Source organism: Stutzerimonas kirkiae (assembly GCF_004327335.1).
Lineage (GTDB): Bacteria > Pseudomonadota > Gammaproteobacteria > Pseudomonadales > Pseudomonadaceae > Stutzerimonas > Stutzerimonas kirkiae.
The window spans coordinates 25,413-38,642 of sequence record NZ_QJUO01000021.1 but is presented as its reverse complement, the minus strand read 5'-3'; the positions used below and the strand labels follow the sequence as shown (position 1 = coordinate 38,642).

At 64.6% G+C, this 13,230-nt stretch carries 10 protein-coding genes; 9 read left to right on the top strand and 1 reads right to left on the bottom strand.

Annotated elements, in window-relative coordinates:
• Position 1 precedes the first annotated feature (1 nt).
• The 9 genes from mreB to tldD all read left to right on the top strand — a co-directional run bounded on the left by mreB (position 2) and on the right by tldD (position 12,573).
• The gene (gene mreB, locus DNJ95_RS12535; RefSeq protein WP_131185070.1) at positions 2-1,039 is read left to right on the top strand and encodes a rod shape-determining protein MreB; all 1,038 of its coding nucleotides are present in this window, start codon (positions 2-4) and stop codon (positions 1,037-1,039) included.
• 96 nt (positions 1,040-1,135) lie between these two features.
• Positions 1,136-2,062 (top strand): rod shape-determining protein MreC, encoded by a 927-nt coding sequence (mreC, locus tag DNJ95_RS12530; RefSeq protein ID WP_420824393.1) that lies wholly within the window; start codon positions 1,136-1,138, stop codon positions 2,060-2,062.
• Positions 2,059-2,547: a rod shape-determining protein MreD gene (gene mreD / locus DNJ95_RS12525; RefSeq protein ID WP_131185068.1), complete on the top strand. Its 489-nt coding sequence runs from the start codon at positions 2,059-2,061 to the stop codon at positions 2,545-2,547. The genes mreC and mreD overlap by 4 nt, the downstream gene beginning before the upstream one ends.
• Positions 2,548-2,830: 283 nt before the next feature.
• Entirely contained in the window at positions 2,831-3,982 is a 1,152-nt protein-coding gene (locus tag DNJ95_RS12520) for a PEGA domain-containing protein (RefSeq protein ID WP_131185067.1), read from the top strand.
• 263 nt (positions 3,983-4,245) lie between these two features.
• On the top strand, positions 4,246-4,857 hold the full coding sequence (locus DNJ95_RS12515) for a Maf family protein (RefSeq protein ID WP_131185066.1): 612 nt from the start codon (positions 4,246-4,248) through the stop codon (positions 4,855-4,857).
• A 49-nt stretch (positions 4,858-4,906) separates the two neighbouring features.
• Positions 4,907-6,364 carry a ribonuclease G gene (rng, locus tag DNJ95_RS12510; RefSeq protein WP_131185065.1) on the top strand — a complete coding sequence of 486 codons (1,458 nt, stop codon included), beginning with the start codon at positions 4,907-4,909 and terminating at the stop codon, positions 6,362-6,364.
• Positions 6,365-6,398: 34 nt separating this feature from the next.
• A complete protein-coding gene (locus DNJ95_RS12505) occupies positions 6,399-10,208 on the top strand; it encodes a YhdP family protein (RefSeq protein ID WP_131185064.1) in 3,810 nt (1,269 codons plus the stop codon).
• Positions 10,209-10,282: 74 nt separating this feature from the next.
• Positions 10,283-11,128 carry a carbon-nitrogen hydrolase family protein gene (locus DNJ95_RS12500; protein WP_131185063.1) on the top strand — a complete coding sequence of 282 codons (846 nt, stop codon included), beginning with the start codon at positions 10,283-10,285 and terminating at the stop codon, positions 11,126-11,128.
• Between the two features lie 2 nt (positions 11,129-11,130).
• Positions 11,131-12,573, top strand: a complete 1,443-nt coding sequence (gene tldD, locus DNJ95_RS12495; RefSeq protein WP_131185062.1) for a metalloprotease TldD — start codon at positions 11,131-11,133, stop codon at positions 12,571-12,573.
• 58 nt (positions 12,574-12,631) lie between these two features.
• Here the strand turns inward: tldD and yjgA are convergent, their stop codons facing one another.
• Positions 12,632-13,153: a ribosome biogenesis factor YjgA gene (gene yjgA / locus DNJ95_RS12490; RefSeq protein WP_131185061.1), complete on the bottom strand. Its 522-nt coding sequence runs from the start codon at positions 13,151-13,153 to the stop codon at positions 12,632-12,634.
• Positions 13,154-13,230: the final 77 nt, after the last annotated feature.

Genomic DNA, 13,230 nt, shown 5'->3' with positions numbered 1-13,230 from the left:
CATGTTCAAGAAACTGCGTGGCATGTTTTCCAGTGATCTTTCGATCGACCTGGGCACTGCCAATACCCTTATCTATGTGCGTGATCGCGGTATCGTTCTGGATGAACCTTCCGTCGTCGCCATCCGTAGCCATGGTAACCAGAAAAGCGTGGTGGCCGTCGGTACCGACGCCAAGCGCATGCTGGGTCGCACACCCGGTAACATCAATGCCATCCGTCCGATGAAGGATGGCGTGATCGCCGATTTCAGCGTCTGCGAGAAGATGCTGCAGTACTTCATCAACAAGGTACACGAGAACAGCTTCCTGCAACCCTCGCCGCGTGTGCTGATCTGCGTACCCTGCAAGTCGACCCAGGTCGAGCGCCGCGCCATTCGCGAGTCGGCGCTGGGCGCGGGCGCGCGCGAGGTGTTCCTGATCGAGGAGCCGATGGCTGCGGCCATCGGTGCCGGCCTGCCGGTGGACGAAGCGCGAGGCTCGATGGTGGTCGATATCGGTGGCGGTACCACCGAGATCGCGCTGATTTCCCTCAATGGCGTGGTCTATGCCGAATCCGTGCGGGTCGGCGGCGACCGTTTCGACGAAGCCATCGTCACCTACGTCCGGCGCAATTACGGTAGCCTGATAGGTGAATCCACCGCCGAGCGCATCAAGCAGGAAATCGGCACCGCCTTCCCCTGCAACGAGATTCGCGAAGTCGATGTGCGTGGTCGCAACCTGGCCGAAGGCGTGCCGCGCAGCTTCACGCTCAATTCCAATGAAGTGCTCGAAGCCCTGCAGGAGTCGCTGGCGACCATCGTGCAGGCGGTCAAGAGTGCGCTGGAGCAGTCGCCGCCCGAGCTGGCTTCCGATATCGCCGAGCGCGGCCTGGTGTTGACCGGGGGGGGGGCATTGCTGCGCGACCTGGACAAATTGCTGTCCCAGGAAACCGGCTTGCCGGTGATCGTTGCCGAAGAGCCGCTGACCTGTGTCGCCCGTGGTGGCGGCAAGGCGCTGGAAATGATGGACCGTCACGCCATGGACCTGTTGTCCACGGAGTGATCCGCTGACTGCGGGCCACGGGTGGATCGGGAGTTTCCCCGTCGCCCGCGGCTTGTGGCCTGATGCCGCTTTGGATAGGAGCCCGCCATCAAACCACTGTTCGCCAAGAAGACTTCTCTGGGTGTGCGCCTTCTGGTGTTCGCCGTGCTGAGTGTCGCCTTGATGGTGGTGGATGCGCGCCTGGATGCGCTGAAGGTCGTGCGCAGCCAGATGGGGATGGTGCTGGCGCCATTCTACTGGCTGGCCGATCTGCCGGTGCGCGTCTGGGAGGGGGCGACCCAGCAGATGACCTCCAGCAGCAACCTGCTGGCCGAGAACCAGAAGCTCAAGGCGGAGCTGTTGCTGATGCAGCGGCGCCTGCAGAAGCTGGCGACCCTGACCGAGCAGAATGTGCGCTTGCGCGAACTGCTCAATTCCTCGGCGCTGGTCGATGACCGGGTGATCGCCGGCGAGTTGATCGGTGTCGATCCGAATCCCTTCACACATCGCATCCTGGTTGACCGGGGGGCGAAGGATGGTGTCTTCATCGGCCAGCCGGTACTCGATGCCAGCGGCCTGATGGGGCAGGTCGTGGAAGTGATGCCCTATGCCTCGCGTGTCCTGCTGATTACCGACGTTACCCATAGCATTCCGGTGCAGGTCAATCGCAATGGCCTGCGAGCGATCGCCGCCGGTACCGGCAATGCCGATTACCTGGAATTGCGTCATGTCGCCGAGACCGCGGATATCAAGGTTGGCGACCTGCTGGTCAGCTCCGGCCTCGGCCAGCGCTTCCCCGCGGGCTATCCGGTGGCGCAGGTGACCGAGGTCATCCACGGTTCCGGCCAGCCGTTCGCCATCGTGCGCGCGGCGCCGACCGCGATGCTCAACCGGAGCCGTTACCTGCTGCTGGTCTTCAGCGATTCGAGAAGTCCGGAAGAGCGGGCCAATGCCGCTGCGGAGGCGCAACTGAACGCCGACAGACAGGACGAGGAGAGCGCTGTCGAGCAGGCGCCGACCCGGGAACAGGAGGCCGCCCAGTGATCCAGGAAGCCTCGCGTAATGTCTGGGTCATCTGGCTGAGCTGGATACTGGCGCTGATGTTGAGCATCGCGCCGATGCCGGAGGGCATGGCGCTGGGGCGACCGCTCTGGCTGGGGCTGGTGATCGCCTATTGGGCGCTGGTGCTGCCGCAGCGTGGCGGTATGACCGTGGCGTTCTGCCTGGGATTGGCGCTGGATGTCCTGAGTGGCACGTTGCTCGGGCAGAGCGGTTTGCCACTGGTGCTGATCGTCTTTCTGGTACTGAGCCTGCAACAACGCTTGCGTATGTTCCCTCTATGGCAGCAGAGTATGGTCCTGCTGGTCATCTTCGGGGTGGCTCAACTGGTTCAGCTCTGGTTGCGCACCCTGACCGGTAATCATCCACCGACTTTGCTGTTCCTGGTTCCTGTACCGATCAGTGCACTGCTGTGGCCCTGGATCTATATCGCCCTGGAGGGCGTTCGCCGCCGTTTCCACGTCAATTGACTGTCCGATCTCGCTGTTTCGCTGCAAATCGTTGACTTGGGGCATGGCTTCTGGCCATGACAATCTTGAACGCGGGCGTTTTTTCTGAAACCATGCCGACTCTTTCTGTTTTGTGCGCCGCTTTCAATCGAGGTTGGCGTGGGGGGAGGGGCAAGCGCTGGGGCCGGGTATCGATGCGATATCGGTTGCAGCGAGAGCGTAATGAAACGTCGGCAGGCCCTGATCCAGGTGGCCGTTTTCCAGAAAAAATAGAAATACCAACACAGAGCACGGGCGAGTGGTTATGGAAACTGATGTTTCGTATTGTTCCAAACCGGGTGGATATTTGGGCGCGCGCAAGCCGGTCTTACTGACGGCATCGTTCTTTTGCGCATTGTTGCTGCTTTCTCTGGTCAGTGGCGGCGAGTCGCAAGCCGAAGACAAGCCGGCGGCACCTACCCTGCTGGTCACTACCGGTGCGGGCGAAAAGGCTCCCGGGGATTCGGCCTCGGGTGTGCCGACTTCTTCCCGGGCCCAGGCACTGGCGGTGAAGATTGCCGAACTCGATGAAATCCTGCTGGATCGCAAGCGCTTGGAAGACAGCCTGCGGGTCGAGAAGAGCGCCCAGAGCGCCGCTGCGCTGCAATCGACCAACGTGAAGAAGCTGATTCGCCTGGAAGTCGAGGATTTCTTCGCGCAGACCTCCAATCGCGAGCGCCTGGACAGCCTGCTGGAGGACTACAAGCGCAGTGCCGACGAAGAGAATGCCGTGCGCCTGCGGGTGCAGAGCGTCGAGAAGGAACTTGGCGACCAGCATCTCAGGTTCACCCAGGCCGCGCGCGATGTCGAGCGCCTCAAGGCACAACTCGCATCCGAGGTGCGCCAGCGCGACAGCAAGCGTATCCAGGCCATCGCCCAACGCCTGGACCGTACCATCTATTTCAACGAAGCCATCACCTTCCGCTGCTCGACCGCCAAGAGCCTGGCGGCCTGCCTGGCCGACTACGAGTACGACGGCCGCATGCCGCAGTGGGTGCAGGAGCACTATCAGCGGGTGTTGGGCGAGGAGATCCGTGACCAGGTGAGCGACCTGAAGGTCAGCCCCAACTGGTTCAGCTATCGCACCAAGAGCGATTTCTCCCAGGCCAACATGAGCCTGGACGGTACGGTTTCGGCACAGGTCAGTATCGAAGCGGCGGTCACGGCGAAGAAGATGATGGCCTGCGCCATACTCGATGTGTCCTATGAACTGTGCGACAGCAAGAGCCATTCGCTGATCGTGCGTAGCAACAGGTTCAACGACCAGGTGCTGATCAACGATCAGGCCTATGGCTCCACGCCGGTATCGTTGATGCTCGACAGTGGCGCCTATGAGATCAAGGTCAGTGTCGGCGGCGTGACCAAGAGCCGTTCCCTGGATCTGAATGGCGACCAGGTGATTAATTTCAACTTCTGATAGCCAGCCATTGCAAGGTAGCCGCCATGGCGGTTGATGGGTAAAAGCCGACAGACGCCCGGAAGGCGAGGGGAGCGCTGGCGGCTCGAAGGCTGGACGAGATGGACTCCGACCTCTCGTCCAGCCTTCGACGCTTTGTCCGGCTCTTGCCTGCACGACTCTAGAAAGACCTGCTGCCGATACCGGTAGCCGCTGCCCCACTGGCGCTTCCCGCCACATGCCGAGATATGCGAACCTGTCCGCATTTCCAACAAGGAGCCGGCATGGCCGCATTGTTTCTCGCTTCCGCATCGCCACGCCGTCGTGAATTGCTCGAACAGATCGGCGTTGCCTTTTCTCTTCTGCCCGTTTCCATCGATGAAACCCCGCTTGCCGCCGAGCGCGCCGAGGACTATGTGCTGCGCATCGCGCAGGAAAAGGCCGAGGCCGGGCGGCTGGCGCTGCGGCAACGGCAGCAGGGGGCGGCGCTGTTCGTGCTGGGGGCCGACACTTCGGTGGTGCTCGATGGGCGCATCCTCGGCAAGCCTGCCGACTGCGACGACGCGCTGGCCATGCTGCGGTCGTTGTCCGGGCGCGAACATCGGGTGCTGACCGCTGTCGCATTGGTCGGGCCGGATGCCTGCGAGACCTGCCTGGTGGAGAGCCGTGTCGGTTTCGGCGAGATTTCCGTGCAGCAGGCCGGGCGCTACTGGGACACCGGCGAACCGGCGGACAAGGCCGGCGGTTATGCCATCCAGGGCGCGGCGGCGGTGTTCGTCGAGTACTTGCATGGCAGTTATTCCGCAGTGGTGGGCCTGCCCCTGTACGAGACTGCCCGGTTGCTCGGCAGGCATGGCATCGGCTGCTGGCATTTCACGTCCGGCGGTGAAGCATGAGTCGAGGCCCTTTGCTGTCGTGCAGCGGGAACCCCAGGGGAGAAGAACAATGAGTGAAGAAATCCTGATGAACATCACGCCCATGGAGTCGCGTGTGGCGGTGGTGGAAAACGGCGTGCTGCAGGAAGTGCATGTCGAGCGTACGCAAAAGCGCGGCATCGTCGGCAATATCTACAAGGGCCGGGTAGCCAGGGTGCTGCCGGGGATGCAGGCGGCCTTCGTGGATGTCGGCCTGGACCGTGCGGCCTTTATCCACGCTTCGGAGATTTCCAGCCGCGAAGGCAACGCGGTGGAGCCGATCAGCGCACTGGTGCATGAGGGCCAGAGCCTGGTGGTGCAGGTGACCAAGGACCCGATCGGCACCAAGGGCGCGCGCCTGACCACGCAACTGTCGATTCCCTCGCGCTACCTGGTGTATATGCCGAGTACCAGCCATGTCGGTATTTCCCTGCGTATCGAGGATGAGGCCGAGCGCGAGCGGCTCAAGCAGGTTGTGGCCGAGTGCGTGGCCGCCGAGGGTATCGAGGAGAATGGCGGCTTCATTCTGCGTACCGCCGCCGAGGGCGCGGGCAAGGATGAAATCCTCATGGACATCCGCTACCTGCGCCGTCTCTGGGAGCAGATCGCCGGGCAGATCAAGACGGCGCCCACGCCGACGGTGATCTACGAGGACCTGGCGCTGCCGATGCGGACCCTGCGCGACCTGGTCAACCCACGTATCGAGAAGATCCGCATCGACTCGCGGGAGAATTTCCAGAAGGTCGGGCAGTTCGTCGACGAACTGATGCCGGAACTGGGCGAGTACCTGGAGCACTACCCGGGGGAGCGGCCGATCTTCGATCTCTATGGGGTGGAGGACGAAATCCAGCGCGCCCTGGAGCGCAAGGTGCCGCTCAAGTCCGGCGGCTACCTGGTGATCGATCCGGCCGAGGCGATGAGCACCATCGATGTGAACACCGGCGCCTTCGTCGGCCATCGCACCCTGGAAGAAACCATCTTCAAGACCAACCTCGAGGCGGCCACCGCGATTGCCCGGCAACTGCGGCTGCGCAACCTGGGCGGCATCATCATCATCGACTTCATCGACATGGAGGACGAGGAGCATCGTCGCCAGGTGCTGCGCACCCTGGAGAAGCAGCTCGAACGCGACCATGCCAAGACCAATATCATCGGCATCACCGAACTCGGGCTGGTGCAGATGACGCGCAAACGTACCCGGGAAAGCCTCGAACAGGTACTGTGCGAGCCCTGTGAACACTGCCAGGGGCGCGGTAAGCTGAAGACGCCGGAGACGGTGTGCTACGAGATTTTCCGCGAGATTCTGCGCGAGGCCCGCGCCTACCAGGCCGAGGGGTATCGGGTGCTGGCCAACCAGAAGGTGATCGACCGCCTGCTGGACGAGGAGTCGGGCAATGTCGCCGACCTGGAGGCATTCATCGGACGTTCCATCAAATTTCAGGTGGAAAGCATGTATGGCCAGGAACAGTATGACGTGGTGCTGCTCTGAATAGACAGTCAGGGCGTATCTGGAGAGCACCCGCATGAAGCACTTCGCCGATCTCGTTGCCCGCACCCTCTACCGGTGTGTCGGTCTGCTGGGGGGCGGCCTGGTGTTGCTGGCGCTCTATGTGAGCCTGGGGCGGCAACTGGTGCCGCTGGTGGCCGAGTACCGGGCGGATGCCGAGGCCATCGTGGCGCGGCAACTGGGTGTGCCGGTGAGCATCGAGCGCCTCGAAGGCCGCTGGGATGGCCTGTTGCCGAGGCTGCTGGCGCATGACGTGTTCATCGGCGAGGGCGACAACCCGCTGCGGCTGGACCGCCTGGAACTGGTGCCCGACCTGGCCGAGAGCCTCTGGACGCGCCAGCCCTACCTGAGCGAGCTGCGTCTGGCCGGCCTGCACCTGAGCCTGCAGCAGGACGATACGGGCGCGTGGCGGGTGGAGGGCTTCAGCCCACATACGCCGCAGGCGGCGGCCGATCCGCAGGCGATCCTGCAGGGGCTGCGCAGGGTGCGCAATCTGCTCCTGATCGACAGCCAGTTGACCCTGACCGTCGCGGGCGGGCAGCCGCAGACCCTGAGCTATGCCAACCTGGCGCTGCAGAGCCAGGGCGAGCGTCTGCGGCTGGATGGCCACCTGCTGTTGCCGGATGGCAAGCCGCTGGCCCTGCAGGCACGGCTGGATGTCGACGGTCGCCAATGGCAGGATTCCGCCCTCGATCTCTATCTCGATCTGCCGCAAAGTGACTGGGCGGCGCTGGTGCCTGGCCACTTGCCGTCGGACTGGCGGGTGCGCCAACTGGAAATGGGCGGCGAGCTCTGGTTGCGTATCCGCGAGCGCCGGCTCGAGCGCGGTGTGGCGCGCTTGCAGGCACCACGCCTGGAACTGGCGCAGGGCGAGCGTTCGGTCGCGCCGCTGAGCGAGCTGGGCGTCACCGTCCACGCCGAGCAGCGCGAAGCGGGCTGGCATATGCAGCTCGACGGGCTGACCTTCGTCCAGGGCGAGGAGCATCAGGGCGACATGCGCCTGCTGCTCGACCAGCAACGGGCCACTGGGCACTGGCGCCTGCGCGCCGACCATGTGCAACTGCGGCCCCTGGCCCATCTGCTGCGCGAAGTCATGGTGCTGCCGGAAGTCGCAGCCGAAGCGCTGGACGATCTGGCCCCCAGCGGTTTGCTGCGCAACCTGCAGCTCGACTATCGCCCCGACCGGGAGCTGGCGCAGCGGCTGTCCTACAGCGCCAACCTGGAGGCGGTCAGTATCCGCGAGCATGGCTGGGTGCCGGCCGCCGGCAATGTTTCCGGTAGCATCACCGGCGACCTGGGGAGTGGCGAGTTGCGTTTCGATAGCCGGGATTTTTCCCTGCACCTGGCGCGGCTGTTTCCCGCAGCCTGGCATTACCGGCGCAGCCAGGGCAGCCTGCAGTGGCATCTGGATGAGCAGGCTTTCACGTTGCGGGCGCCCTACCTGCGGCTCGATGGCGAAGAAGGACAACTGGCGGGCGATTTGCTGATCCGCCTGATGCGCGATCCCGAGGCTGAAGACTACATGGACCTGCGGGTTGGGATGAGCGACGCGGATGCCCGTTTTACCGAGCGCTACCTGCCGACGCTTTCTCCCGCGCTGACACCGGCACTGGTCGACTGGCTGAAGGACGCCATTCGCGCCGGTCATGTGGAGCAGGGCTATTTCCAGTACCAGGGTTCGTTGAACAAGGGCGCCCCTGCGGTGGCTCACCACCTCGGCCTGTATTTCAAGGTGCGTGACGCCGAGCTGGCTTTCCAGCCCGGCTGGCCGGCACTGCGCGAGGGGCGTGGCGAGGTGCTGGTGGAAAATGGCCGGGTGCGGGTACGCCTGGACGAGGGGCGCATCCTGAACAGTCAGGTGCTGCAGGCGCAGGCCGAGATCGCGCCGGCCAGGGAAGGGCATACGCCGCGACTGGCGCTGCAGGGGAAGGTCATCGGGACACTGGCCGATGGCATGCATATCCTGCAGGAAGCACCGCTCGGCACCGGGCAGGTGTTCGCCGGCTGGCAGGCCGAGGGGCCATTGCAGGCGCAGCTCGATCTGGATATTCCGCTGGCCCGTGGCGCGCAGCCGCAGATACGGGTGGATTTTTCCAGTCGCGATGCAAGCCTGCAGTTACGCGAGCCGGAATTGAAGCTGAGAGCGCTGGCGGGTGATTTCCGCTACGACTCGGCCAAGGGGTTGAGTGCGACCCGGGTCAGTGCCCGGGCGTTCGGGCGGGATGTCAGCGGGCGTATCCTGGCGACCGGGCGTCCCGGCGAGCCGCTGTCGCGCATCGAGGTGCGCGGCAGCCTGGCGCTGGAGAGCCTGACCCGCTGGCTGGGTGTGACGCAGCAACTGCCCGCCCGTGGTGAACTGCCCTACCAGTTGCGCGTCGACATCGGCGGTGCTGCCGCCCGCCTGCAGGTGGACTCTTCGCTCCAGGGCCTGGCCATCGACCTGCCCGAGCCTTTCCGCAAGGGTGCCTCGACCCGCCGTGATACCAGCTTCCATATGACCCTGCAGGGCGAGCAGCGGCGCTATGAATTCCAGCATGCGGCCCTGGCTGCCCTGGTCTACATGGCGCCTGCAGGGCGCCTGCAGGAGGGGCGTGGCGAGTTGCGCCTCGGCGGCGGCGCGGCGGCGTTGCCGGGCAACCAGGGCTTGCGCGTGCGCGGGCGCTTGTCGCAACTGGACTGGAATGCCTGGCAGGCCGTGCTGGAAAACGTGCAGGGCGAGGGCCGCCAAGGCATGCCGGCGGATCTGTCGTTTCTTCGCGAGGCACGGTTGCGGCTGGACCGCTTCGAGGGCTTCGGCACCCGTATCGACTCGCTGGATGTCGATCTGCGCTCGATCCAGAACGCCTGGCAACTGGGGTTGCGCAGCCAGGTGGTCGACGGCCAGGTACGCCTGCCGTCCGCGACCGGCGCGCCAATTGACGTCAGGCTGCGCTATCTGCGCCTGCCGGCGGCGAAGGAGGCGGATGCGCAGAGCGTCTCCGTCGATCCACTGGCGGGCATCGACCCCGCCAGCCTGCCGGCGGTCGATTTGCTGATCGAACAGTTGTTCCGTGGCGACAGCCTGCTCGGGCGCTGGGCGCTGAAGCTGCGGCCGGTTGCCGGTGGCACCGCCATGAGCGATATCGACCTGGATCTCAAGGGGTTGAAGATCGGTGGCGAGATGACCTGGAAGGATGGGCGAACGACCTACAAGGGGCGTCTGCACGGCGGCAACCTCGAGGATGTATTGCTCGCCTGGGGCTTCGCGCCATCGACCAGCAGCAATAGCTTCCATCTCGATGCAGATGGCAACTGGCCGGGGTCGCCGGCCTGGTTCGCTCTGCAACGCTATTCGGGGACGCTGGCGCCGCAACTGCGCAATGGCCAGTTCAAGGAGGTCGAGGGCAGTGCGCAGGCGTTGCGTGTGTTCGGCCTGCTCAACTTCAACGCCATTGGCCGTCGCCTGCGGCTGGATTTCTCCGACCTGTTCGGCAAGGGCCTGGGTTATGACCGGCTCAAGGGTACCCTGCAGGCTTCCGATGGCGTATTCCTGACCCGTGAACCTATCACTGTCACCAGTCCGTCGAGCAATCTGGAACTGAATGGCCGGCTGGATATGGTCACCGACAGTATCGATGCCAAGCTGCTGGTGACCTTGCCGGTCAGCAACAACCTGCCGTTGGCCGCGCTGATCGTCGGCGCGCCGGCCATCGGCGGGGCGCTGTTCATCGCCGACAAGCTGCTGGGGGACAGGGTGGCCCGTTTCGCCACGGTGCAGTACGACGTCAAGGGGGCCTGGCAATCGCCGCAGATCACCTTCGACAGACCCTTCGAGAAGCCGAATTGAAGCCGAAGACAACGCCATCGGCCGACAAGCACTCGCCAAGCCTCCAGCCTATAGCGCCTTTACGGGAGCCTTGTATGTCTTTAGCAGTTATCCAGATGGTCACCCAGGCCGATGTGCGGGCCAATCTCGCCGAGGCTGGGCGGCTGCTGGCGCAGGCCGCGGCGAATGGCGCGGGGCTGGCCGTACTGCCCGAGAACTTCGCGGCCATGGGGCATTCCGACATGCCGGCGCTGGCGCGCGCCGAGGCGTTGGGGCAGGGACCGATCCTGCCGTGGTTGAAACGCACGGCGCGCGACCTCAGGTTATGGATAGTGGCCGGGACCTTGCCGCTACCGCCGGATGGCCAGCCGCAGGGCAAGCCCAATGCCTGTTCGTTGCTGATCGACGAGCACGGCGAACAGGTCGCGCGTTATGACAAGCTGCACCTGTTCGATGTCGATGTGCAGGATGAGCGTGGCCGCTATCGGGAGTCGGACGATTATGCGCCGGGGCATGAACTGGTGCTGGCGGATACGCCGTTCGGGCGCCTGGGCATGACGGTCTGTTACGATCTGCGCTTTCCCGAGCTGTATACGGCATTGCGACTGGCGGGTGCCGAGCTGATCAGCGCGCCAGCCGCCTTCACCGCGCTGACGGGGGCAGCCCATTGGCAAACGTTGATCCGTGCACGGGCGATAGAAACACAATGCTATGTGCTGGCCGCGGCCCAGGGTGGCGAACATCCGGGCGGGCGCATGACCTACGGGCATGCCGCCATCATCGATCCATGGGGCCGCGTTCTGCACGAGCTGGAGCAGGGGCCCGGGGTGCTGCTGGCCCGGCGTGACAGCGCAGGGCAGGGCAGTATCCGCCAGCGCATGCCGGTCACCGGGCATCGCCGATTTTCCGTACCACGCATTGTCGCGGGTACCCAGGAGTGATTATGAGTGAGTTGTTATTGCCTGTTTCCAGGCGCCTGCTGAGTGCGGGAGGGCTGGAGCTCGACGATCTGCCGGGGCTGCTCGCGGAGCTGGCCGGCCCCGGCATAGATGCCGCCGACCTGTATTTCCAGGATCAGGTCAGCGAGTCGTGGATGCTGGAAGACGGCATCGTCAAGGAAGGCGGTTTCCATCTGGAGCAGGGCGTTGGCGTAAGAGCCCTGTCCGGGGAGAAGACCGGCTTCGCCTACAGCAACGCCATCACCGCCGATGCCCTGCGCCAGGCCGCGCAGGCGGCGCGTTCGATCGCCCGCAGCGGCCAGTCGCAGCAGGTCGGGGTGACACAACGACCGTCGTTCGCCAGCCTCTACGGTGCCGAGAACCCGCTGGATGACCTGAGCCGGGCGGAGAAGGTCGAGCTGCTCAAACGTATCGATGTCGCCACGCGTGCGCTCGATCCGCGTATCAAACAGGTTTCCGTGAGCCTGGGCGGGGTCTGGGAGCATATCCTGGTGGCCGGCCTGGACGGTGTGCTGGCGGCCGATATCCGCCCGTTGGTACGCTTCAATGTCAGTGTCATCGTCGAGCAGAATGGGCGGCGCGAGCGGGGCGGCCAGGGTGGCGGCGGTCGTACCGGCTACGCCTGGTTCCTCGCCGAGGACCGGGCCATGGGCTATGCCCGCGAGGCCTTGCGCCAGGCGCTGGTCAACCTCGAGGCGCAGCCGGCGCCTGCCGGCAGCCTGCCGGTAGTGCTGGGGCCGGGCTGGTCCGGCGTATTGCTGCATGAAGCGGTCGGGCATGGCCTGGAAGGGGATTTCAATCGCAAGGGCAGCTCCGCCTACAGTGGCAGGATCGGCCAGAAAGTCGCTTCCAGCCTGTGCACTATCGTCGACGATGGCACCCTGGCCGGGCGGCGCGGCTCGCTCAGCGTCGATGACGAAGGCACGCCGACACAATGCACCACGCTGATCGAGAATGGCGTGCTCAAGGGGTATATCCAGGACCGCCTGAATGCGCGGCTGATGGGGGCGGCGCCGACCGGCAATGGCCGCCGCGAATCCTATGCGCACCTGCCGATGCCACGCATGACCAATACCTACATGTTGGCCGGGGAAAGCGAGCCGGAGGAAATCATCCGTTCGGTGCACAAAGGCATCTACTGCGCCAACCTGGGCGGTGGCCAGGTGGATATCACCAGCGGCAAGTTCGTGTTTTCCACCAGCGAGGCCTACCTGATCGAGAATGGCCGTATCACCGCGCCGGTCAAGGGCGCGACCCTGATCGGCAACGGACCGGAAGCGATGAGCCGGGTGTCGATGGTCGGCAACGATCTGGCGCTGGACGCCGGGGTGGGCACCTGTGGCAAGGATGGACAGTCGGTACCGGTGGGCGTCGGCCAGCCGACGCTGAAGATAGATGCGATCACGGTCGGCGGTACCGGCGCCTGAGCCGGTAGGGGCGGCCTGGGCCGTGAAGCCCTTGCGGCCGGCCGCTCCTGCGGGAGGCTTATCGAAGGCCGCGCTGTACCTCGTCCAGTTCGCGGATGTATTTGAATATCTTGCGGGCGGCGGCTGGCGGTTTGTTGCGGGCCGCCTCGTGCTGGGCATGGCGGATCAGGCTGCGCAGGTGCTGCCGGTCGGCTTCCGGGTAGTCGTTCACGAAGGCGTCCAGGTCACTGTCGGTGCCGCCCGCCAGCCGGTCGCGCCAGCGCTCCAGGGCGTGGAAGCGCTCGTTGTATTGCCGGGTCGAGGCATCCACCTGCTCGATCAGGGCCAGGATGGCGTCGACATCCTGATCGCGCATCAGCTTGCCGATGTACTGGCGGTGGCGCTTCTTGGCGATGTGCGCGCTGTGCTTGGGGGCGTCCTGTACGGCTTTGCGCAGGGCATCGGTCAGCGGCAGGCGTTCGAGCAGTTCGGGCTTGAGGGCGATCAGGCGTTCGCCGAGATCCTGCAAGGCATGCAGCTCGCGCTTGACCTGGGATTTGCTTTTTTCATCGAAAGCGTCGGCGTCGGAGTATTCAGGCATGGGACGGGTCCAGAGGGAAACGCCGCCATGATAACAGTAGCTGCAAGCCGCAAGCTGCAAGCGACAAGAGAAGAGCC